Raw genomic sequence first — 21,826 nt, forward strand, 5'->3', positions numbered from 1 at the left:
TTAAAAGCGGAAAAATGATGGAAGGTTTGGCGTAAAGGGCACCAGGCGGAGCCGTTCAGGGTCCGAGGAAGGCCCTCCTGCATCTTCACCGGCAACTTTCGGCCGCGGATCGATGCGCGCAGGCTCGTCGTTGGCCTGCGGCAGAATCAGAGAGCTGCGGCAAGGCCGGGGATCATCCGGCTGTAGGGCACCGGGAACAGGTCTTCACGCTCGAAGCGGCTGCCGATCTTGAGCAGCCGGCACAGGCGGGTGATGCCGTCGGCGCCGATGATGGGCGCCAGCATGATGCCGCCCGCGGCCAGACAGTCGACATAGTGGCGCGGCATGGCGTCGAACGAGGCGGTGACGATGATGCGGTCGAACATGCCCTCGCCCGAGACAGCCTTGTTGCCATCGGCATGGCGGGCAATCACATTGCTCAGGCCGAGATGCTGGAAGCGCTGCTGGGCCAGTTGCGTGAGCGTCCTGTAGCGGTCGATCGTCAGCACCCGCTCGGCCATACGGCCGGCGACAGCGCCCAGGAAGCCGCTCCCTGTGCCCACATCCAGCACCCGCTGGCCCGGCTTGATGTCGGCAAGCGAAAGGAGTCGAGCCACAAGGTCACCGCCTTCGGCAAATCCGCCGCAGTCGATCGGCAACAGCCGGTCGGAATAGGCGGCATGCGCATGGGCGGCGGAGAGGAACAGGGTGCGCGGCGTCTGCTCCATGGCAGTCAACAGCATCTTGTCGGTGATGCCCTCGCCGCGCAAACGCAGCAGCAGTCCCGCAAAGCCCTCCTTCTCCATCAACCGCGCGTTCACATCCACTCCCCGTTTCCTGCTTCAACTGCGCCCGCCGAGCCGTCAGTCAACGGCAAGCGCCTGGCTCAACCGCGCCTGCAGCAGGTGATCCGTCAGGTCCATCTTCAGCGGCGTGACCGAAATGTAGCCGCCGGTCACGGCACGGATGTCACTGTTGGCTTCCGGCGAAAAGTCGCGGCGGCCGAACTTGAGCCAGAAATACGGAAACCCCCGGCCGTCCTTGCGTTCCTCGATCGACAGACCATGGGTCATCTGTCCCTGCTCGGTGACGGTCACCCCCTTGACCTCATCCGGAGGGCAGTTGGGGAAATTGATGTTGATCAGCGAGCCCTTCGGCATCTCCACCTCGATGAGCTTGCTGAGAAGTTCAGGCGCCAGCGTCTCCACCACCTCCCAGGGCATCGCCCGGCCGACATCCTCGTGGCGGTAGGCCTGCGAGATCGCGATCGAGCGGATGCCGAGCAAAGTGCCCTCCATGGCCCCCGCAACCGTGCCGGAATAGGTCACGTCATCGGCGACGTTCTGGCCCGAATTGACGCCCGAAAGCACGAGGTCCGGCGCCGGATCCATCAGGCTCTTGACCGCCATGATGACGCAGTCGGTCGGCGTGCCGCGCAGCGCGTAATGCTTCTCGCCGACCTTCCTGAGCCGCAGCGGCTCGGAGAGCGTCAGCGAATGAGCCAACCCGCTCTGGTCGGTTTCGGGCGCCACGATCCAGACATCGTCGGAAAGCGTCCGCGCGATCCGTTCCAGCACGGCGAGACCCTCGGCGTGGATGCCGTCGTCATTGGTGAGCAGAATGCGCATGCGAGACCCTTTCCGGAGCGGCAATCAGGCCGCTTTTTCAATTCGTGTGAGCCCGCCCATATAGGAAACGAGCACATCGGGCACGGTGATCGATCCATCGGCGTTGAGGTAATTTTCCATTACCGCGATCATCGCGCGGCCGACGGCGATGCCCGAGCCGTTCAGCGTGTGGACGAAGCGTGTCGCCTTGTCGGCGGGATCGCGATAGCGCGCATTCATGCGCCGGCCCTGGAAATCGCCGCAGACCGAGACCGAGGAAATCTCGCGATAGGTGTCCTGCCCCGGCAGCCAGACTTCGATGTCATAGGTCTTGCGCGCGCCGAACCCCATGTCGCCTGTGCACAGCGTCATCACCCGGTAGTGCAGGCCGAGGCGCTTGAGCACCTCTTCGGCGCAGGCTGTCATCCGCTCGTGCTCGGCGACCGAGCTGTCGGCGTCAGTGATCGAGACCATCTCGCATTTCATGAACTGGTGCTGGCGCAGCATGCCGCGCGTGTCGCGACCTGCGGAGCCCGCCTCCGAGCGGAAGCACGGCGTCAGAGCGGTGAACCGCAGCGGCAGCACGGAATGTTCGAGAATCTGCTCGCGCACCATGTTGGTCAGCGGCACCTCCGCCGTCGGGATCAGCCAGCGGCCATCGGTGGTGCGGAACAGGTCCTCGCCGAATTTGGGGAGTTGCCCGGTTCCGAACATCGCCTCGTCGCGCACCATCAGCGGCGGGTTGACCTCGGTGTAGCCGTGCTCCTCGGTGTGAAGATCAAGCATGAACTGGCCGAGCGCGCGCTCGAGCCGGGCGAGCGGCCCCCTGACCACGGTGAAGCGGGCGCCTGAAATCTTCGCCGCCGCCTCGAAATCCAGATAGCCCAGCTGCTCGCCGATCTCGTAGTGCTCCATCGGCGTGTGGGTCCAGGACGGCTTGTCGCCGACCTTGCGCTCTTCGCGATTGCCGGTTTCGTCATCGCCGACGGGAACGCCTTCGAGCGGAATGTTGGGCAGCCGCGACAGCTTGTCGAGCATGTCCGCATCGGCCTGTTTCGAGGCTTCCTCGACGGCCTGCATGTTGGCCTTGATCTCGGCGACTTCAGCCTTGAGCGCGTCGGCGCGGGCCGGATCATTGGCAGCCATGGCTGCGCCGATCTCCTTGGAGGCCGCATTGCGGCGTGACTGCATCTCCTGCAGCCTCTGCACCAGGCCGCGTCGGGCCTCGTCCTCGGCGATCAGCGCCTGCGCCTGGGCCGGCGCGAAGCGCATGGCCAGCGCGGCGTCGAGCAGGTCGGCGTTGTCGCGGATCCATTTGATGTCAAGCATTTTGGCGTGTCCCGGGCATGTGTGAGGCTTGCACCAGACCGGGAGCGAAATCCGGTCGGAGGCCCGCGACCGCCGCCAGTCAGGCGGCGGGCTTGTCGTCGGGCGTGACCGGTGCGGCAGTCTCCGCTTCGCCAACCGCGGCTCCGGCCTTGGCTTGGGCGCGTTGACGCTCCACAAATCGGGCGCAATAGATGCCAATCTCGTAAAGAAGGATGGTTGGCAGCGCAAGTCCGATCTGGGACACCGGATCGGGCGGCGTCAGGATGGCGGCGGCGATAAAAGCCGCGACAATTGCGTATTTGCGCTTGTCAGCCAAGCCGGCGGACGTCACCAGGCCGGCCCGCGCCATCAGCGTCGTCACCACCGGCAGCTGGAACACCAGACCGAAGGCGAAGATCAGCGTCATGATCAGGCCGAGATACTCCGAAACCTTCGGCAGCAGCTGGATCGAGGCCTCGCCGTTGCCGCCCTGCTGCTCCATCGACAGGAAGAACAGCATGACCATCGGCGTGAAGAAGAAATAGACCAGCGCGGCACCCAGCATGAACAGGATCGGCGACGCCACCAGGAACGGCAGAAAGGCGGAACGCTCGTTCTTGTACAGGCCCGGCGCGACGAACTTGTAGAGCTGCGCGGCGATCAGCGGAAACGCCAGCACGAGGCCACCGAACATGCCGATCTTGACCTGGGTGAAGAAGAACTCCTGCGGTGCCGTGTAGATCAGCTCGATCTTGCGGCTGGCAATTCCCGACCAGCCGACCGCCCAGATAAAGGGTTGCACCAGCACGTTGAACAGCTGCTTGGCAAACATGAAGCAGACGATGAAGGCGATCATGAACCCGCCGATCGCCCACATCAGTCGATTGCGCAGTTCAATGAGATGCGCGATCAGCGGCTGTGGTGTGTCTTCGATATCGCCGCTCATGCCTGATCTTTCGGGGTTTTAGCCGCCTTGGAGGTCGTGGTTTTCGCCGCTGCCGGCTTTGCGGCCGGCCTGGCCGGTGTGGGCTTGGCAGGCGCCGAGGCTGCCTTGGCCGCCGGCCGGGCTGCCGCCTTCGCGGCAACGGTGGGCCCTGCGGGCGCCGGAGCGGTTACCGATGCAGGCTTTGCAGCAGCAGTCTTTGCCTTCGCCGGCGCAGCGGCCGGGGCCTTTGCCGCAGATGTTGCCGCAGCTTTTTCGCTCGCGGGCTTTGCTGCGGGCTTTGCTGCGGCCTTGCCCGGAGCCTTGCCGGCCTTGGCCGGGATCGCCGGCTCGTCGGCCGTCACCGGTGCGGAGGCGGACTTCGGGGTCCACGGCGCGGGCACGGTCGGAGGGCCGTCGCCCAGCTTCATCGAAGACGGCGGGATGTCGACCTTGGGCACAGCTGGCGCCTCGACCTCGGAATCCGTGGTCTTCGTCGGGTTTGCGTTGATGGTCTTTTCCAGATCTGACTTGATCTGCTCGCCGGTCGACTTCAGCGGATTGACCGCATCGCGGATGGTCTGGATCGGATTGAGCTTGCGTGCCTCGGTCAGCGTCTTCTTGACGTCGTCGAGTTCAGCTTCGCGCAACACCTCGTCGAACTGCCCGCGGAATTCATTGGCCATGCCGCGCAGTTTCTTGGTGGTCCTGCCGAAAGCGCGAAGCATCGGCGGCAGGTCCTTGGGACCCACCACGACGATCAGCACGATGGCGATGACCAGGAGCTCCGGCCAACCGACGTCAAACATCAAAGCGTCTCCTCAGACCCAGGGAAAGGCACGGTCATGACATTGCCCGCACTCAGCTTCACAATGCGAAAATGGCGAAATAGCGTACGGGATCAATCAATCCCGCACGCATGCCGCCGCCGCACTGGATCAACCGCGATCCTTGTTCTCGCTGTTTTGCTTGCTGTCCATGCTGTTGTCGGCCTTGAGATCAACAGTCTTTGGCTCGTTGGCGGCAGCATCCTCTTCGGACATGCCCTTCTTGAAGCTCTTGATGCCCTTAGCCACGTCACCCATCAGTTCGGGGATCTTGCCGCGGCCGAAAAGCAGCAGCACGACCACCAGAACGATCAGCCAATGCCAGATGCTAAATGAACCCATAATACTCTCCTGTTCAATTCCGACTTTGATCTAGGCTGTTTGCCCCGAATTTTCAAACACCAAAATGTCCCGCTCGTTCACCGTGAGCGAAACATCCCGGGCTCCATGGCGCAATTGGCCGGCACGGATGCGCGCATCGACCGAACTGCCGCCGCCGGGGACGGCCACTGTGACCAGTTCCTCCACTCCGAGAAATCTCCGCGCCACTATGCGCGCCGGCACTCCCGCGCCGGACTCCGAAATCACCACGCCCGGCAGTCTGATGGCAACCGAGACTAAAGTCCCCTCCCGCAGGTCTGGGGTCGGTACCGGTCCGAGCGGCGTGTCGGCATGACCGTTGGCGACCGCGGCCTCGAACACGTTGATCTCCGAGAAGAATCCTGCCGCAAACAGGCTGGTCGGTCGGTGATAGAGATCTTCCGCCGTCCCCACCTGCACCAGCAGGCCGTCGCGCAGCAGCGCGATGCGGTCGCCCATGCGCATGGCTTCCTCGGCGTCATGGGTGACGACGATGGCGGTGGCGCGGGCCTCGCGCAGAATGGCCAGCGTCTCGGCGCGGACGCTGTCCTTGAGCCGCGAGTCGAGCCCCGAGAACGGTTCGTCCATCAGCAGCACCGCTGGCCTCGGCGCCAGCGCGCGGGCCAGCGCCACCCGCTGCTGCTCGCCGCCCGAGAGCGCATGGGGAAAATTGTCGGCGTAATGGGCCATGCCGACCCGGTCGAGCGCTGCCATCGCCTCGCGGCGGCCGTCCGCCCTCGACAACGCCGTCAGCCCGAAGCGGACATTGTCGAGAATCGTCAGATGCGGAAACAGCGCAAAATCCTGGAACATGAGCCCGATGCCGCGTCGTTCCGGTGGCAGATACCCTCCCGGCCCGGCGATCTCGCGGTCGTTGAGCAACAGCCGGCCCGATGCCTGCCGTTCGATTCCTGCGGCGATCCTGAGCAGCGTCGTCTTGCCGGACCCCGAAGGACCCAGCAGGCACAGGACCTCCCCGGGCTCCGCTGTCAGCGTCACGCCGCGCAGAGTCTGGTTCTCGCCATAGGCATGGCGGATATCCTCGAAGGCCAGCCGGGCGGCAAATGTGACACCAGCCGTCCTGCGTTCCATCGCCGGCCTTTTTTGTTCCTGCACCGTCAATTGACCTTTTGTCCGAGCTTCCGTTCGCGGCCTCCGCGACCCGCGCAGTGAAGGTTGCGGTCCGGACCGGACGTTTAGTCGTCCGCTTCACCCATGGGAGTCAAGAGCCCGAGTTCCTCGAGATCCATCTGGGTGATGGGATCCTCGTCCTCGGCGAGGTCGTCATTGGCCGGCGGCTGCGGCACCTGGAAGCTCGACGGGATCCGGCTGGAGAGGAGCCCCGCGCCCTTGAGCTCTTCCATGCCGGGGAGATCGCGCAGTTCCTCAAGGCCGAAATGATCGAGAAATGCCGGCGTCGTTCCATAGGTGACCGGACGCCCCGGCGTGCGCCGGCGGCCACGCATCCTCACCCATCCCGACTCGAGCAGCACATCGAGCGTTCCGCGGGACGTGGCGACGCCGCGCACATCCTCGATCTCGGCGCGCGTCACAGGCTGGTGGTAGGCAATGATGGCCATTACCTCGAGGCCCGCGCGGGAGAGCTTGCGCACCTCGGTCTCGTCCTTGCGGATCAGAAACGAGAGATCGGCAGCGGTGCGAAACGCCCAGGCGTCGCCGACGCGGACCAGATTGACGCCGCGCTGGGCATAGGACCGGGACAGTTGTTCCATGACCGCCGAGACGTCGACGCCCTGGGGCAGCTTTTCGGCGATGGCCTTGCCCGGTATCGGGGTGGCCGAGGCGAACACCAGAGCTTCGGCGATGCGTTCGGCTTCACGCAGCCGGTGCTCGTTAAGCGCTTCCATCGCTCCGCTCTCACCTTTCCCCATGGCTGCGCCCTCCAGGTCTGCATGCTCGTCGGACTTCGCATGGTGATCGGACATCGATTGAGCGCGGGCTGGATCCATTGTCATGCTGCGGTGCTCCCCGATGTTGCTGCCTGATTGGCTCCGCGTCGCATGTAGATCGGCTGAAACGCCCCGTCCTGCCGGATCTCGAGCCGCCCCTCACGCACCATTTCCAGCGAAGCGGCAAAGGAACTGGCGATTGCGGTCGCCCGCTCCTCCGGATCGGAGAGATAGCGGATCAGATACTGGTCCAGCGCAGTCCAGTCGCTGAGTTCTCCGATCATGCGGCTGAGGATCACCCGCGCGTCGGCGAGCGACCAGACCCGGCGATGGCCGATGGTGACATGCGACAGCGACTGGCGCTGCCGCTGCGAAGCATAGGCGGTCAGCAGGTCGTAGAGCGAGGCATCGAAGATGGAGGTCTTGTCGATGATCAGCGGCACCGGCGCGCCGCGCGCAAACACGTCGCGGCCGAGCCGGTTGCGGTTCACCAGCCGGGTGGCCACCTCCCGCATGGCTTCCAGCCGCTTGAGCCGAAACGCCAGCTGCGCCGCCATCTCCTCGCCGGACGGCTCGTCGCCCTTGGCGGGATGGGGGATCAGCAGCCGCGATTTGAGAAAGGCGAGCCACGCCGCCATCACCAGATAGTCGGCTGCAAGCTCGAGGCGCAGTTCCCGCGCCTTCTCGACAAAATCCAGATACTGCTCTGCGAGGGCCAGCACGGAGATCTTCGCCATGTCGACGCGCTGCGTGCGCGCGAGGTGGAGAAGCAGATCCAGCGGACCTTCGAAGCCGTCGAGATCAACCAGCAGCGCCGGGTCGCTGACGGCGCGTTCGGAGGCATCTTCCCACAACCGTTCCATCGGCACGCGCGCGCCCGGCCTGCCCGGTTTGAGTTGAGTGTCTGCCACCTGCTGCCGCCTCCGTTATCTCATGCGGTTGCCATCAAGCTCTCGAATTCCGCGCGCAACGCCGCCTCGTCACTGGCGTCGGGCGCAAGAAAAGCCCGTTCCACCGCCTCGGCGCGCCTGAGCGCATCACCCGACAGCAGCGGCGCCACGCCCGCAACGGCGACCATTTCGGCGGGATCGCCGTTGCAGTGCAAGGTGACATCGCATCCCGCGGCGAAAATTGCACGGGCCCTGGCGGCGCAATCCCCAGAAAGCGCGTTCATCGACACGTCATCCGACATCAAAAGTCCATCAAAACCGATTTCACCCCGGATCACCTCGTCAATCACCCGCTTCGAGGTGGTCGCCGGGCTGTCCGGGTCAAGGGCGGAAAACACCACATGCGCGGACATCGCCATGGCCTCGTGGCGCAATTCCCGGAACGGCGCGAAATCGCGCGCCGACAAGTCCTCGCGGCAGGTATCGACGACCGGGAGCTCATGGTGTGTGTCCGCCCGGGCCCGGCCATGGCCGGGCATGTGCTTGATCACAGGCAGCAGACCGCCAGCCTTCAGGCCTGCGGCCGCGGCCGCCCCCATGGCCGCCACGGTGGCGGCGCTGAGGCCGTAGGCGCGGCTGCCGATCACCTGGTGGGCTCCGGGCTCCGGCACGTCGAGCACAGGTAGGCAGTCCACATTGATTCCGAGGGGCAGCAGGTCGAAGGCGTGCAGGCGCGACATGATCCAGGCTGCGCGCAATCCCGCATCGGGATCGGCATCGTAGAGCGCGCCGAGATCGGCTCCCGATGGATAGTGAGGCGCCATCGGCGGCCGGATGCGCTGCACTCGGCCGCCTTCCTGGTCGATCAGGACCGGCGCATCAGGACGGCCGACGCAATCGCGCATGCCGGCGACTAGGTCGGCGATCTGCGATGGCTCGCCGATGTTGCGGCCAAACAGGATGAAGCCCCAGGGGCGATGCTCGGTGTAGAAGGCGCGCTCGTCAGCGGTGAGGCTGAGGCCGGAACTGCCGAGTATGATGGCTTTTGATTCGGTCATCCGGCGATGATAGCGGCTTGCGACTGTTTTGACAGGCCGGCATACCTTGCCGCTGCGCAAAGCCGATGTCGGCATGACCGCGAGCCGTAGACGGGTGGCAGGGGACCAGCCCCTGCCCTCATGTGTTACGCCTGCCCGTGGTCAGCGGGTGACCAGACAACTGCCGCCGGCCGCCTTGTAGCGGGCGCACAGCGCATTGGCCTCGTCGCGACCTCCGGCCGGAATCCGCACGCGGTGGTAGACGCCCTTGCCCGGAATGTCGGCTCGCTGGATCTGCACGCCGCGGCCACCGATCACGCTGGCAAAGCGGCCCGACAGGTTGCTGTAGGACGCCTGTGCGCCCTCCGGTGTCGGCTGCGAGGCGATCTGCATGTAGTATCCGCCGGGATTGTCCACAGCGGGCGCTGCGGCTGCCTGAGGGGCCGCCGGGGCTGCGGCCGGCGCATTGACATTGCCGTTCTCGCTGACTGTGCTGACGATGTTGACAGCCTGCTCGGACGGCCGGACCTCAGGCACCGGCGCCGCCACTGGCGTGGTGATTGGCTGTGTCGTGACCACGCGCACCGGCGCCGTGACCGTTGTGTCGGGCACGGCGGCGGCCGGGGACGCAGGTTCCACCGAGGCAGCGGCCGGTGCAGCGGGCCCCACCACACCGGCCTGCGGCTCGGTGGCGGCGGTCTGGACCGGAGGCGTCGCCGTGGCTGGCGCCGCTTCGGCTACAGGCTGCGGATCAGGCTCATCGCGGGCGACTATGGTCCCGTCCGGGCGGACCACCATCGTGCGGACCTTGCGTGGCACCACGACGACGCTGCCGGCCGCCGGCTCGCCGTCCGCCTGTGTCTCATCGGCCGCCAGACGGTCTTCTGCCTTCTCCGGCTCGGCGTCGTTCTCGCCCTCGAGCGGAAGGAAACTGGGATCGAGAGTGCGCTGGACCACGTCCACCGGCTCCTCGGCCGAGGTCACAAGACTGGGCTGGGTCGGCTTGGAGACATCGCCACCATCGACCTTTTCATAAACGGCCTTCTCCTGGTTCGGCACCACGAGACCCCCGGGATTTTCCGGCACGACCTTGACCGGCTCCTTGTCGGCCAGAATGATGCGCGGGCCGCCGGACCCATCGGCGTCGTCTCCGGAGAGTATGCTCCAGCCGAAGACGCCCAGTCCGCCCAATACGGCGATGCCCAGCACCAGCAGCGCCAGCATGGGTCCGCGGCTGCCCCGATCATCGAGCGGTTCGGCCGGATCAGGACGGTAGATATCGTGTGCGGGGTCCCGGCCATGACGGACGGAAAAATCGTCTTCCGCATAGTCACCGTGCGGCTTTGATTCGAGATTGTCCTCGAGATCGTAGTAGTCGTCGGGAATGATCTCGTCCGACGCCTTGGCGACTCCGGGCCAGGCTGCGGCGGATGCCGCCATCTCGGCGATCTCCGTCTCCGAGACCTCATAGGAGTCAGGCAGTTCCGCATCGACGAGTTGGGCGAACTCCCGTTCGATATCAGCCTCGAAGCCGTCTTCCGCGTCCGTCTCCTGCGTCGGGTCATCGTGGGGAATCGACGGCACGTCGAACTCCGCGATCTGCTCGAGGCGGTAGTCAGCTTCCGACAGCGCCGCGGGGTCGAATCCGCCCTCGCCGGCCGGTGTCGCATCAGTCTCGTCATCATGACCGTTGATCGTCGGCGCCGAACGCTCGTGCACATTCACGCCGAGCCAGGCGGAAGCCGCGGGCAGATCCGTCTCGCCGCCACGCTCGGTTTGGATCAGCCTCTCGCCCGCTTGCGGGAGATCCGCAGCGCCGCTTGGCAGGGACTCGACGTCGGGCTCCGACAGCAGGTCGCCAAATGCATCGGCGATCTCGTCGCGATCAACCTGTTCCGGCTGGGGCTCTTCCAGGTCTGCCTCTGCCTCCAGGGAGGAGTTTTCGTCCGTCTCCTCCTCCAGCCAGGCATCCTCGTTCAAGTCGTCGGCGTCGAGATCGGCCACGTCAGGCTCAACGCCGACTGGCTCGAGACCGGAAGGCTCGGCGTCCGGAGCCGCCGACCAGAGATCGTCGAAGTCGGACATGTCCAGATCCGCGAGTTCATCGGCCGTGGCATCATCCGCGCCGGAGAGCGGTGCTGCCGCTGCGGCGCCCGCGCCCATGTCCGGTTCGTCCTCATGCGAAAGCAGCTCCGGCGCAAGGCCGGCAGGCACTTCGCGATCGGAAACTTCGATCGAGCGGGCCAGCGCCTGCTCGAGTTCCGGTCCAAGGTCGAACTCGAAGCCGTTTTCGGCGACATAATCCGCCCCAAGAGCCTGAAGATCATCATCCGGCGCCCGGTCCCGTGCAGGACCGTCCGTGGCGGGCGACCAGGCTGCAAACCGCGCATCCAGCTCCGCTTCATCCAGTTCTGCGATCGCCTCCGGCACGTCCGCATTCTCGACGAATTCGTTGGCGGCGGCGGCAAACTCCAAATCTTGGGCGGTTTCGATCGAGATCGATTCAGCAGGCACCCCGGTGCCCAGATAGGATTCCGTCAGCGAAGGATCGTCATCGGCGATATCCAGCTCCTGCTGGTAGACATCGAGTTCGGCTGCCAGTTCGTCCTCGAAATCGATATAATGGCTGGTCGTTTCCCTGGCGAAGCCGGCAGGCTTTAGCTCGGGCGCGTCCGGGGCCATAGCGTCGGCGACAGCATCCGCGGCCCGGTCGTCGGGCTGCCAGCCGTGGAATTGTTCTTCGGTCGTCAGTTCAGCCGCGCTATCGGCGGTCTCGAATGCATTCTCCATCACCTGCGGCTGGTCAAGATCGCGATCCGGATCAGCGCGATCGACCGGACGCGAGGGAACTTCGTCAATGAAATCGTAATCGGCATCGGACTCTGCACCGGCTGCGGCGTCGGATGTTTCCGCCTCCGGAAAATCATAACCCTGGTCCTCCGCCGCCGTGAATCCGTGCGGCTCCTGCACTGGATCAGCGGTCGGCACATCCCGTGCACTGCCATGGTCGGCCTCGTCAAGGCTCCGTTCGCGGTGCAGGGACACCCGCTCCATGTCGGCCAGGACGTCGTCGTCATCGGCATAGAACCTGTCGGCAAACCCGGCGACCTTTTCGCGATCGGCCTTGTCCAGCTCGATGTCTTCAAGCGTGAAGTCCTCTTCGGGTCCAGATGCAAGCGCATCCCCGCTCGGCGGAGCGTCGGCCAGTGCCCGGAGCGCTTCATCAAGGTCGAGGTCGAGGTTCAGATCGAGATCGACGGCATCATCGTCGTCATTCCACGCACCGTAATCAGGCTCGGACGCAAACCCCGCATCGCCGGGCGTCAATTCCCATGCGTCTGCAGAATCCTCTGGCGTCGGGTAATCCAGCGCGCGCGGTTCGGCCTGCGTGAAGGCCTCACTCACATTGCGGGTCTCGTCGTCAACATCGGGTGTGAAGTCCTCGTCGCCGAATATATCCTCCACCGGTCCGGCATCGAGGGTGCCGGCTCCGGGCAGGCCATAGGCCGCCGCGACTGCGTCCCCTTCCCCGGCGTCATCCTCGGCTTGCCGCGCGCCATCGGCTTCGGCGGCAACCGCCGGATCGGCGCGAACCGCTTCGAGGGGGGCTGCCCGCGGCTGTTCGAACCCGGTCTGATCGAGCTCGCGCATCAACTCGGCTTCGAGATCGAAGATGTCGAGATCCGGCACCGTGTCGGGCGCGTCGACCTGGGGACGCGTATCCCGCGGGCGATCATATCCGATGATCCGGGCCAGCTCGGCAAGCGGATCGTCTTCGGCGATGTCTCCCGGTGCGTCCCGGTAATTCTTGCTGTGGTCGTCAGACATGGTCACTCACATACTCGCGCGCAGTTGTCCTGCCAGAGCAATGTGGGGAAATGGTGACGTCAGCGCATTTCGAGTGGAGCGTCGGTGCCTGTAATGGACAGCCCCGATTTCAGCACCGATGCAACAGCGTACACCAGACCCAATCTGGCAGAAGTCAATTGTCGGTTTTTATCGTTAACAAACCGTAATTCCGGCGTGTCTCTGCCTCTGTTCCAGTGGGTGTGCAGCGCGCTGGCAAGATCATAGAGGTAAAAAGCCACCTTATGCGGCTCCTGTGCTGCGCTCGCCGCATCGATCAGGCGGGGATATTCGGCGAGTTTTGCAATCAGCGCCAGCTCGCTTTCGTCGGTGAGCCCGGCAAAATCCTGTGCGGCCAGAGTTTCGGCCGAGATGTCGATGTCGGGAATCACCTCGACCGCCTGGCGCATCACCGAGTGGCAGCGCGCATGCGCGTATTGCACATAGAAGACAGGGTTGTCCTTGGACTGCTCGGTCACCTTGGCGAAGTCGAAATCGAGCGGCTCGGAACTCTTGCGGTAGAGCATCATGAAGCGCACCGAATCGCGGCCGACTTCCTCGACCACCTCGCGCAGCGTGATGAAATCGCCCGACCGCTTCGACATCCGCACCGGTTCGCCGCCGCGATAGAGCTTGACCAGCTGACACAGCAGGACCGTGAGCTTGGTCTGGCCGCCGGACACCGCACGGGCCACGGCTTCCAGCCGCTTGACATAGCCGCCATGGTCGGCGCCAAGCACATAGATCATCTCGGAATAGCCGCGCTCGAACTTGTCGCGGAAATAGGCGACGTCGGCGGCAAAATAGGTATAGCTGCCGTCGGACTTGATCAGCGGCCGGTCGATATCGTCGCCCACATCGGTGGAGCGGAACAATGTCTGCTCGCGGTCTTCCCAGTCTTCCGGCAGTTGGCCCTTCGGCGGCGGCAGCTTGCCCTTGTAGACATGGCCCTTGTAGGTGAGATCGTTGATCGCCCTGCGGATGGCAGTGGCGCCGTCGGCATGCAGGGTGCGCTCGGAAAAGAACACGTCGTGGACGACATTGAGCGCCTTGAGGTCGTCGCGGATCATGTCCATCATCGCGGCAATGGCGCGATCCTTGATGATCTCCATTCGCTCTGCTTCCGGCATCGAGGCCAGCCTCTGGCCATACTCGGCTGCCAGCGCCTGGCCCACCGGCACCAGATAGTCTCCCGGATAGAGCCCGGCCGGGATCTCGCCGATGCTCTCGCCCAGCGCCTCGCGGTAGCGCAAATACACCGAGCTCGCCAGCACGTCGATCTGCGAACCGGCGTCGTTGATGTAGTATTCCTTGTCGACCGCATAGCCGGCGAAGCTGAGCAGATTGGCCAGCGCGTCGCCCACCACGGCGCCCCGGCAATGGCCGACATGCATCGGCCCCGTGGGATTGGCGGAGACGAATTCGACGTTGACCTTGCGTCCGGCGCCGAAATCGGAACGGCCGTAATCGGTGCCCGCCTCACAGATTTCGACCAGCAGGCGCTGCCAGTATCCGGCCGACATTCGGAAGTTCAGGAAGCCGGGACCGGCCACCGTGGTGTGCAGGACATCGGGATCTCCGGCAAAGGCCTCGGCGATCATATCGGCCAGGGCGCGTGGATTCATCCCCAGCGGCTTGGCCAGCACCATCGCCACATTGGAGGCGATGTCGCCATGAGAGGAATCGCGCGGCGGCTCCACGGTTATCCGGTCAAGATTGATGGAAGCTTCGCTTGTCTTTACGATTTCAAGCGCTTCAACGGCGGTCTTGATACGCGCCTCAAGATCTTTGAACACATTCATGGTGGAAATCCGGATTGTCTGGCAGCGGCGAAGGTGATCGCGGCAATTTGGCCGCTGGCCTATCGCAAATCCGGTGTGTGGTCAAACAGCCGCCTGTGCACGGCCACTGCATAGGTGTCGGTCATGCCGGCGAGGTAGTCGCGCACGTGGCGGGCCAGTTGCGCCGGGCCGAGCGGCTCCAGTTCCGCGCTCCAGCGCGCGTCGCCCATCTGCGAGGGATCGGCCATGAAGGCCGCATGAAGATCGCGGATGATCTGCGCCGCCTGCTCCCGCACCCTCATGACATCGGGATGGCGGTAGAGATGACGGTAAAGGAACATCTTCACCTGGCGGTCGGCAGTGGCCATCTCCGGGGAAAAGCAAGCCATCGTCCTTCCGGCCATCCGCACGTCGTCGGCCGATTCCGGCCTGATCTCGTTGAGGTTGCGTTGCGCCACGCCGATGACATCCTCGACCATGGCGGTGATCTGGCGGCGCATGATCTCGTGGATCAGCCGCGGCTCCTCCAGCCCCGGATACCGATTGCGCACCTCCCGGAGGAAGCCCGTGATCAGCGGAAGTTCCTCGAGCATCTCCATGGTCACCAGGCCCGAGCGCAGCCCGTCGTCGATGTCGTGGGTATTGTAGGCAATGTCGTCGGCGATTGCCGCGCATTGAGCCTCAAGGCTGGCATGGCTCCACAGCCACAGATCATGCAATTCGTTGTAGTGCAGGATGGGCACAGCGACAGGCGTGGAAGTGCCGGGCCTGTGCGGGTCGGTGAGCGCCTGCCCCGCCCGGTCCGTGAGCGGCCCGTTGTGCTTGACCAGCCCCTCCAGCGTCTCCCAGGTCAGATTGAGTCCGTCGAATTCGGCGTAGCGCCGCTCAAGCTTGGTGACGATGGCCAGCGACTGCGCGTTGTGATCAAAGCCGCCATGGTCCCTGAACAGCTCGGCCATCGCATCCTCGCCGGTATGGCCGAAGGGCGTGTGGCCGAAATCGTGCACGAGCGCGACGCCCTCGGCCAGGTCCTCGTCGAGCCTCAGCGCCCGCGCCAGCGCGCGAGCCACCTGCGCCACCTCGATGGTGTGGGTCAACCGGGTGCGGTAGTGATCGCCCTCATGGGCGACGAACACCTGGGTCTTGTGCTTGAGCCGGCGGAAGGCGGTGGTGTGAATGATCCGGTCACGGTCGCGCTGGAACTCGGAACGTGTCGGGCTGAGCGATTCAGCAAACAGCCGTCCCCGGCTGTTCCATGGGTCCGTCGCATAGGATGCGCGCAATCCGGTGCCGAAACCCAGTTTTGAAACGTCGAATGTCATCGTTCACCTTGCCATTCGGGCGACATTGACCCAAAGCATTGACGCCCGTCCCGCGCCTTCTTACCTATAAGGCACAGGATTTGAAACATGTCTCTCCGGAACTTGACCCCGGCAAGGAGTTCATATGACCGCCACCACCGAAGTCACGCTGTCGGATGCCGCAGCAAACCGCATCAAGGCCATTCTCGCCGGCGAGAAAGACAAGACCGCGTTGCGCGTCTCTGTCGAGGGCGGTGGCTGTTCCGGCTTCTCCTACAAGTTCGACCTGGCCGGCTCAGCCGCCGATGACGACATCGTGCTGGAAAAAAATGACGCCCGTGTGCTCATCGACCAGATGTCGCTGATCTATATGGCCGGCTCCGAGATCGACTTTGTCGACAATCTGATGGGCCAGTCGTTCCAGATCCGCAATCCGAATGCCGTGGCCTCCTGCGGCTGCGGCACCAGCTTCTCCGTCTGATCCGACCGGCCCACCCGGCCTCCCGCTTCGCGCCTTACCGAAAGACCGCCCTGGATGAAAATCGCCACCTGGAACATCAATGGCGTCAAGGCGCGGATCGAGAACCTGTGCATCTGGCTGAAGGAAAGTGATCCCGATGTCGTCTGCCTGCAGGAGATCAAGTCGGTGGACGAGAATTTTCCGCGCGAGGCCATCGAAGCACTGGGCTATCACGTCGAGACCCACGGCCAGAAGGGCTTCAACGGCGTCGCCATCCTGTCGAAGGCCACGCCGGAAGAGGTCATGCGCGGCCTGCCCGGCGACGACACCGACGAGCATGCCCGCTTCATGGAAGCGGTCTTCTCGACAGAGAACGGCGTGGTGCGCATCGTCTCGCTGTATCTGCCCAACGGCAATCCGATCGACACGCCCAAATTCCCCTACAAGCTCAGCTGGATGGAACGGCTCAACGCGTTTGCCGCCGATCGCCTCGCGCTGGAGGAGCCGCTGGTGCTGGCCGGCGATTTCAATGTCATTCCGGAGCCTGTCGACTGCTACAGCCCGGCCGCCTGGGCCGGCGACGCGCTGTTCCAGCCAGAATCGCGCAACGCCTTCCGGAGGCTCGAAAATCTCGGTTTCACCGACTCCATTCGCGCCGTCGACGATCGCACCGGCGTCTATACCTTCTGGGACTATCAGGCCGGCGCCTGGCCGAAGGACAACGGCATCCGCATCGACCACCTGATGCTCTCTCCCGAAGCCGCCAACCGCCTCAAATCAGCGGGCATCGAGAAGCATGTGCGCGGCTGGGAAAGGCCCTCGGACCATGTGCCGGTCTTCGTGCACCTCGACATCTGACGGGCAGCGGCGGCGGGACTTGAAAAAACGGCCGGCCGGGCGCATCATGCGGCATGTTGACCCGGACAGCCCGTGTTTCGTCGTTGACCGCAGCCACGGCTCTCGCCGTCTTGCTGACTGGATCGGCTGCGCTGGCGGGCAAGGATTGCGAGTGCATAGGCAACGGCAAGCGGGTCAAGGAGGGCACGGTCATGTGCCTGCAGGTCGGCTCGTCGTCGCGATACCTCGCTCGCTGTGAACGCAATCTCAACAATACCAGCTGGAAGCGGATGTCGGACGGCTGTCCGACCGCGGAACGGATGACGCCCCCCGAACCGGCATCCCACCCGGTGGCGGCGCCCGCCGCCGGTTGAATCCGGGCGGCTTCCCGTACAGTCAAGGCACTCGCGACCATGGTGCGGCATGCGACGCGCGTCGGAAACGCGAAGGCCGCCTGTTGCGGCGGCCTGCTGGCAATGGTCCCGGGCAGATCGAGGCAGATCGGAGTCTCAGTTCAGCCCCTTGTCGAGCATGTCCTGCGCCAGCGCGATGGCGGTGCGCCGGTCGGCCTCGTCGGCGAGCGAGAAGGCGCGTTCCTGCATACCGCGAATCCAGGGCTTGTCCGCGGACGGCGACCGCTCCAGCGCCGCGGTCATGAACGCAAGCCCGCGCACCACCTGACCCTCGCCGAAGACGACGTTGCCAAGCAGCGCCGCTGCGGCCGGGTGACCGCTGACGCGGGCCCGGTTGAGCCACTTCTTGGCCTGCTGCAGGTTGTTGGCTCCGCCCTCGCCTTCGAGGATCATCCGGCCGAGACGGTATTGCGCCTCCGGAACACCGAAGGCGGAGGCCGCCTGGAAATAGAGCTGCCGCGCCGTGCTCAGATCGGGCTTGATCGGGCTGTCGGGAATGCCGCGCTGGTAATAGGTGGCCAGCGACAGAAGCGCATTGACGAAATAGCCGGTGTCCTGCGATCCCGGCTCGATGCCCTGGCGGGCGATGTCGTCATAGATCTTGAAGGCCGCATAGTCGTTCTCGACCACGCCGTCGCCATAGGCGTACATGTTGGCCAGCGCCCAGCGGGCGCCGGAATGGCCCTTCTCGGCGGCGTATTTGTAGGCCTCCACGGCTTCGTCCTTGCGGCCCTTCTTGTAGGCAGAGAAGCCGAACTTGAAAAGATCGAACGGCCCCGATTCGCGTGTCACGCCGGCGTCGGGATCAAAGGCCAAGGCAGGGCTGGCGACGCCCAGCGTCAACGCAAGGGCCGCGCACAAAAATCCGGTTCTCGACATCTCAGATATCCGCATAACAGTGCTTTTCTTTCGCTCCGCCGGGATGGGTGACCGCGCCGAGGCGCGCCGACCCTACGGTCTGGGCATATTTCCACAGCGCGCCAGACGCATAATCCGTCTCGCGCGGCATCCATTTTTGGCGGCGTGCCGCCAGTTCATCATCCGACAGCGCCACGTCGATCGTGCCTTCGATGGCGTTGATCGTGATGATGTCGCCGTCTTCAATCAGGCCGATCGGGCCGCCGAGAGCCGCTTCCGGACCGACATGCCCGATGCAGAAGCCGCGAGTGGCGCCGGAGAACCGGCCATCGGTGATCAGCGCCAGCTTGTCGCCCATGCCCTGGCCGTAAAGCGCAGCGGTGGTTGACAGCATCTCGCGCATGCCGGGGCCGCCGATCGGGCCCTCGTAGCGGATGACCAGCACATCACCCTCCTGGTAGTCTCGGTTCGTCACGGCCTTGAAACACTCTTCCTCGGAGTCGAAACACCGCGCGGGGCCGGAGAACACCTGGTTGGCCATGCCCGCGACCTTGACGATGGCGCCATCAGGCGCGAGATTGCCCTTGAGCCCCACGACACCGCCGGTGGTGGTGATCGGCCTGTCGGCCGGATGAACCACGTCCTGCTGGTCGTTCCAGCGAACATGCTCCATGTTTTCGGCCAAAGTACGGCCTGTCACCGTCATGCAATCGCCATGAAGATAGCCGTGCTCGAGCATGGTCTTCATCAGCAGCGGAATGCCGCCGGCTTCGAACATGTCCTTGGCGACATATTTGCCGCCCGGCTTCAGATTGGCGATGTAGGGCGTGCGTTCGAAGATCCTGGCCACATCGAAGAGATCGAATTCGATGCCGCATTCATGCGCGATTGCCGGCAGGTGCAGCGCCGCATTGGTCGAACCGCCGGTGGCGGAAACGACGGCGGCAGCATTCTCCAGCGCCTTCAGCGTGACGATGTCGCGCGGGCGGATGTTCCTGGCGATCAGTTCCATCACCTTTTCGCCCGCCGCGTAGTTGAACTTGTCGCGCATCTCGTAGGCAGCCGGCGCACCGCAGGAATAGGGCAATGCGAGACCGATGGCCTCGGCCACGGTCGCCATCGTGTTGGCGGTGAACTGGGCACCGCAGGAGCCGGCGGACGGGCATGCGGCCTGCTCGATCTCCATGAGGTCGTCGTCCGAGATCATGCCGACCGAATGCTGCCCTACGGCCTCGAACACGTCCTGCACGGTGATCTGCCGACCGCGGTAGGAGCCCGGCAGGATCGAGCCGCCATAGATGAAGATCGACGGCACGTTGAGCCGCACCATTGCCATCATCATCCCGGGCAGCGACTTGTCGCAGCCGGCCAGGCCGACAAGCGCGTCATAGCAGTGGCCGCGCATGGTCAGTTCCACCGAGTCGGCGATGACGTCACGGCTTGCCAGCGACGACTTCATGCCCTGGTGGCCCATGGCGATGCCGTCGGTCACGGTAATGGTGCAGAATTCGCGCGGCGTGCCTTTGGCCGAGGCCACGCCCTTCTTGACCACCTGGGCCTGGCGCATCAGCGAAATGTTGCAGGGTGCAGCCTCGTTCCAGCAGGAGGCGACACCGACCAGCGGCTGGGCAATTTCTTCAGCCGACAGGCCCATCGCATAGAGAAACGAGCGATGCGGCGCGCGTGCGGCACCGACCGTCGTATGACGGCTGGGAAGCCTGGATTTGTCGAATGTCTGGTCTGTCATCAGGTCCCTCGGGCGCGGAACGATCGAAATGGACCGATACACGCGGCAGCTAGTGGTCTGCGGTGCGCCCCGTTTGTGGCGGGAAATGGGCACTTTGCGTCCGGCTCTTTTCTTAGCAGATGCTTTCTGAAAAGTGTGTTGCGGATTCGTCACATTTCGTGATCACCAGACATTTCGCGCCGAAATGATCCACAGGCTCGGGCCCGCGGACAGCCTGCGGTCACACTCGCCACTTCGTCCCCTAAGGCAGCGCGGCCGGCGGCCGGGCCGCAACGAAAAACCCCGCCACAAGGGCGGGGTCGGATAGAAGGCAATCGGGGGAAAGATCAGAACTTGATCCGCATCGAGAGGCTACCGGCCACCGCATGGCCCGCAGCCTGATGCTTTGCTCCCGGCAGAGGCGTCGATTCTCCCGGAACACCGCTATCGAAATAATTCTGCGTACCCGCGGAGATGAACGAGTAACCCGCACCGGCCCGTATTTCCACGGCGTCATTGGCCTTGTATGAAATGCCGGAACTGACCGTCCAGGTTTCCAGCGAGCTCAGATCGTAACCAGTGGATGTGCCGTTGTCCCACGTCACGCCGACGGTGCCTGCAAGCTTTTCGGTGAAGGAATGCGCGACGCCGGCATTGATAGTCCAGCCATCACGCCAGAAGAAGTTCAGCGACGATGGTGCGGTTGCTGTATAATTGAGGCTCTCGAAGACGCTCCAATCGGTCCATTTCACGCCACCGTAGACAAGCCAGCCAGGCGCCACGCCGCTTTGCACCTTGAATTCCACACTTTGCGGAAAAGGTGCGTTGCCGATGGCGTTGGGCACGAGGGTGGCGCCGTTTGCAACCAGCGTCACATTTCCAGTTGCATCATGCGTGAGCGCCGACCGATACATCAGCTGAGTGCGGAACGCGATTTCCGGAATTTCGTAGGCCGCGCCAATACGGTAGCCGTAGCCTGTGTCTTCGAGATGAAAATTGAATGCACCAGAATTGATGCGCTGATCGAAATCGAGTGTTTCCACAAACACGCCGCCCAGAATGCTCAGGCGACCCCTACCCAAATTGAAGCCGACGGCGCAGGTGCCACCGAACTCCCGAGTGATGAATTCCTGACTCACTGAACCGGTGACAGAAAGCGGGTCGCGGCCTACAGGCGCACCGCCAACAGTAAGTCCCGCATAGGTGCTGTTTGCCCCAAACGGCGTGGTGTAGGTCGCAGCACACGAAACGTTGTCCGACACGCCAATCTTGGCGGCGAAGGACGGAATCATATAGGTCTTCGCCTCGTACCCTGACGACGGAGCGCCGTTGATGCTGTCGATATCAAGCGACGGAGCGACAACGGTCACGCTGTTTCGGCTAACGAAGCGACCGGTTTCAAACAAGATGTCCGTATCGGCAGTGCCCCGGTTGAATCCCCCCGCCTGTGCCGCTCCGGCAAAAGCAGCGCCAGCCAACAGCGCAACAGCGCCGGTCTTCAGAATGCCCCGAATCATGAGTCCCCTCCAGGAAAGTCAAAGCTTACGATGAACCCAATTAGGTAACATGTGGCGGCCTTTGTAAATACCGGCCCGGGACAGCCCTTCGTTCCGGGCGTCCGATATGGCGCGAATTTTCCGTAAAGGGGCATCAAACTCCGCAAAAACCGCGCCAGGCCGCAGCTTCAGCCCGAAAATGCCGCTAATATGCCGGCATTTTCGGCCAAAACACAGTTTTGTTGCAATTCAGACACAATTGACCGGA

The 21,826-nt window shown here is 64.0% G+C and carries 18 protein-coding genes; 2 read left to right on the forward strand and 16 right to left on the reverse strand.

Going from position 1 to position 21,826, the window contains the following annotated elements; translation table 11 throughout:
- Nucleotides 1-146: 146 nt before the first annotated feature.
- The 13 genes from DFR52_RS04380 to DFR52_RS04440 all read right to left on the reverse strand — a co-directional run bounded on the left by DFR52_RS04380 (nt 147) and on the right by DFR52_RS04440 (nt 15,789).
- Nucleotides 147-800: a protein-L-isoaspartate(D-aspartate) O-methyltransferase gene (locus DFR52_RS04380; protein ID WP_110031129.1), complete on the reverse strand. Its 654-nt coding sequence runs from the start codon at nt 798-800 to the stop codon at nt 147-149.
- A gap of 42 nt (nt 801-842) precedes the next feature.
- Nucleotides 843-1,607, reverse strand: a complete 765-nt coding sequence (gene surE, locus DFR52_RS04385; protein ID WP_110030653.1) for a 5'/3'-nucleotidase SurE — start codon at nt 1,605-1,607, stop codon at nt 843-845.
- Nucleotides 1,608-1,631: 24 nt separating this feature from the next.
- The gene (gene serS, locus DFR52_RS04390) at nt 1,632-2,915 is read right to left on the reverse strand and encodes a serine--tRNA ligase (RefSeq protein WP_110030654.1); all 1,284 of its coding nucleotides are present in this window, start codon (nt 2,913-2,915) and stop codon (nt 1,632-1,634) included.
- Nucleotides 2,916-2,994: 79 nt separating this feature from the next.
- On the reverse strand, nt 2,995-3,840 hold the full coding sequence (tatC, locus tag DFR52_RS04395; RefSeq protein ID WP_110030655.1) for a twin-arginine translocase subunit TatC: 846 nt from the start codon (nt 3,838-3,840) through the stop codon (nt 2,995-2,997).
- Nucleotides 3,837-4,625: a Sec-independent protein translocase protein TatB gene (gene tatB / locus DFR52_RS04400; RefSeq protein WP_110030656.1), complete on the reverse strand. Its 789-nt coding sequence runs from the start codon at nt 4,623-4,625 to the stop codon at nt 3,837-3,839. The genes tatC and tatB overlap by 4 nt, the downstream gene beginning before the upstream one ends.
- A gap of 129 nt (nt 4,626-4,754) precedes the next feature.
- The gene (locus tag DFR52_RS04405; protein WP_110030657.1) at nt 4,755-4,985 is read right to left on the reverse strand and encodes a twin-arginine translocase TatA/TatE family subunit; all 231 of its coding nucleotides are present in this window, start codon (nt 4,983-4,985) and stop codon (nt 4,755-4,757) included.
- 30 nt (nt 4,986-5,015) lie between these two features.
- A complete protein-coding gene (locus DFR52_RS04410) occupies nt 5,016-6,095 on the reverse strand; it encodes an ABC transporter ATP-binding protein (RefSeq protein WP_110030658.1) in 1,080 nt (359 codons plus the stop codon).
- 104 nt (nt 6,096-6,199) lie between these two features.
- Complete coding sequence (gene scpB / locus DFR52_RS04415; RefSeq protein ID WP_245415218.1) at nt 6,200-6,895, reverse strand: SMC-Scp complex subunit ScpB; 696 nt, start codon at nt 6,893-6,895, stop codon at nt 6,200-6,202.
- Nucleotides 6,896-6,975: 80 nt separating this feature from the next.
- The gene (locus tag DFR52_RS04420; protein ID WP_110030660.1) at nt 6,976-7,776 is read right to left on the reverse strand and encodes a segregation and condensation protein A; all 801 of its coding nucleotides are present in this window, start codon (nt 7,774-7,776) and stop codon (nt 6,976-6,978) included.
- A gap of 68 nt (nt 7,777-7,844) precedes the next feature.
- Entirely contained in the window at nt 7,845-8,861 is a 1,017-nt protein-coding gene (gene nagZ / locus DFR52_RS04425; protein WP_110030661.1) for a beta-N-acetylhexosaminidase, read from the reverse strand.
- Nucleotides 8,862-9,002: 141 nt separating this feature from the next.
- Complete coding sequence (locus DFR52_RS04430; RefSeq protein ID WP_110030662.1) at nt 9,003-12,668, reverse strand: SPOR domain-containing protein; 3,666 nt, start codon at nt 12,666-12,668, stop codon at nt 9,003-9,005.
- Between the two features lie 59 nt (nt 12,669-12,727).
- Complete coding sequence (argS, locus tag DFR52_RS04435; protein WP_110030663.1) at nt 12,728-14,488, reverse strand: arginine--tRNA ligase; 1,761 nt, start codon at nt 14,486-14,488, stop codon at nt 12,728-12,730.
- A 59-nt stretch (nt 14,489-14,547) separates the two neighbouring features.
- Nucleotides 14,548-15,789, reverse strand: a complete 1,242-nt coding sequence (locus DFR52_RS04440) for a deoxyguanosinetriphosphate triphosphohydrolase (protein ID WP_110030664.1) — start codon at nt 15,787-15,789, stop codon at nt 14,548-14,550.
- A 124-nt stretch (nt 15,790-15,913) separates the two neighbouring features.
- Between DFR52_RS04440 and erpA the strand changes: the two genes are divergently transcribed.
- Nucleotides 15,914-16,249 carry an iron-sulfur cluster insertion protein ErpA gene (erpA, locus tag DFR52_RS04445; protein WP_110030665.1) on the forward strand — a complete coding sequence of 112 codons (336 nt, stop codon included), beginning with the start codon at nt 15,914-15,916 and terminating at the stop codon, nt 16,247-16,249.
- A gap of 54 nt (nt 16,250-16,303) precedes the next feature.
- Nucleotides 16,304-17,086, forward strand: a complete 783-nt coding sequence (gene xth, locus DFR52_RS04450; RefSeq protein ID WP_110030666.1) for an exodeoxyribonuclease III — start codon at nt 16,304-16,306, stop codon at nt 17,084-17,086.
- 488 nt (nt 17,087-17,574) lie between these two features.
- On the opposite strand, the gene DFR52_RS04460 is transcribed toward xth, so the two are convergent.
- The 3 genes from DFR52_RS04460 to DFR52_RS04470 all read right to left on the reverse strand — a co-directional run bounded on the left by DFR52_RS04460 (nt 17,575) and on the right by DFR52_RS04470 (nt 21,579).
- On the reverse strand, nt 17,575-18,357 hold the full coding sequence (locus tag DFR52_RS04460) for a tetratricopeptide repeat protein (protein ID WP_210205760.1): 783 nt from the start codon (nt 18,355-18,357) through the stop codon (nt 17,575-17,577).
- Nucleotide 18,358: 1 nt separating this feature from the next.
- The gene (gene ilvD, locus DFR52_RS04465; protein ID WP_110031130.1) at nt 18,359-20,083 is read right to left on the reverse strand and encodes a dihydroxy-acid dehydratase; all 1,725 of its coding nucleotides are present in this window, start codon (nt 20,081-20,083) and stop codon (nt 18,359-18,361) included.
- A 326-nt stretch (nt 20,084-20,409) separates the two neighbouring features.
- On the reverse strand, nt 20,410-21,579 hold the full coding sequence (locus DFR52_RS04470; RefSeq protein WP_110030669.1) for an OmpP1/FadL family transporter: 1,170 nt from the start codon (nt 21,577-21,579) through the stop codon (nt 20,410-20,412).
- Nucleotides 21,580-21,826: the final 247 nt, after the last annotated feature.

The sequence above is a fragment of the Hoeflea marina genome (assembly GCF_003182275.1).
GTDB classification, from domain to species: Bacteria; Pseudomonadota; Alphaproteobacteria; order Rhizobiales; family Rhizobiaceae; genus Hoeflea; species Hoeflea marina.

Bases quoted from the DNA above. Each gene is read 5' to 3' on its own strand.
- DFR52_RS04405 (WP_110030657.1), bottom strand. From the start codon at position 4,985: ATGGGTTCATTTAGCATCTGGCATTGGCTGATCGTTCTGGTGGTCGTG.
- DFR52_RS04440 (WP_110030664.1), bottom strand. From the start codon at position 15,789: ATGACATTCGACGTTTCAAAACTGGGTTTCGGCACCGGATTGCGCGCA.
- tatC (WP_110030655.1), bottom strand. From the start codon at position 3,840: ATGAGCGGCGATATCGAAGACACACCACAGCCGCTGATCGCGCATCTC.
- tatB (WP_110030656.1), bottom strand. From the start codon at position 4,625: ATGTTTGACGTCGGTTGGCCGGAGCTCCTGGTCATCGCCATCGTGCTG.
- nagZ (WP_110030661.1), bottom strand. From the start codon at position 8,861: ATGACCGAATCAAAAGCCATCATACTCGGCAGTTCCGGCCTCAGCCTC.
- DFR52_RS04420 (WP_110030660.1), bottom strand. From the start codon at position 7,776: ATGGAACGGTTGTGGGAAGATGCCTCCGAACGCGCCGTCAGCGACCCG.
- ilvD (WP_110031130.1), bottom strand. From the start codon at position 20,083: ATGACAGACCAGACATTCGACAAATCCAGGCTTCCCAGCCGTCATACG.
- xth (WP_110030666.1), top strand. From the start codon at position 16,304: ATGAAAATCGCCACCTGGAACATCAATGGCGTCAAGGCGCGGATCGAG.
- DFR52_RS04410 (WP_110030658.1), bottom strand. From the start codon at position 6,095: ATGGAACGCAGGACGGCTGGTGTCACATTTGCCGCCCGGCTGGCCTTC.
- DFR52_RS04470 (WP_110030669.1), bottom strand. From the start codon at position 21,579: ATGATTCGGGGCATTCTGAAGACCGGCGCTGTTGCGCTGTTGGCTGGC.
- serS (WP_110030654.1), bottom strand. From the start codon at position 2,915: ATGCTTGACATCAAATGGATCCGCGACAACGCCGACCTGCTCGACGCC.
- scpB (WP_245415218.1), bottom strand. From the start codon at position 6,895: ATGGGGAAAGGTGAGAGCGGAGCGATGGAAGCGCTTAACGAGCACCGG.
- argS (WP_110030663.1), bottom strand. From the start codon at position 14,488: ATGAATGTGTTCAAAGATCTTGAGGCGCGTATCAAGACCGCCGTTGAA.
- erpA (WP_110030665.1), top strand. From the start codon at position 15,914: ATGACCGCCACCACCGAAGTCACGCTGTCGGATGCCGCAGCAAACCGC.
- surE (WP_110030653.1), bottom strand. From the start codon at position 1,607: ATGCGCATTCTGCTCACCAATGACGACGGCATCCACGCCGAGGGTCTC.
- DFR52_RS04430 (WP_110030662.1), bottom strand. From the start codon at position 12,668: ATGTCTGACGACCACAGCAAGAATTACCGGGACGCACCGGGAGACATC.
- DFR52_RS04460 (WP_210205760.1), bottom strand. From the start codon at position 18,357: ATGTCGAGAACCGGATTTTTGTGCGCGGCCCTTGCGTTGACGCTGGGC.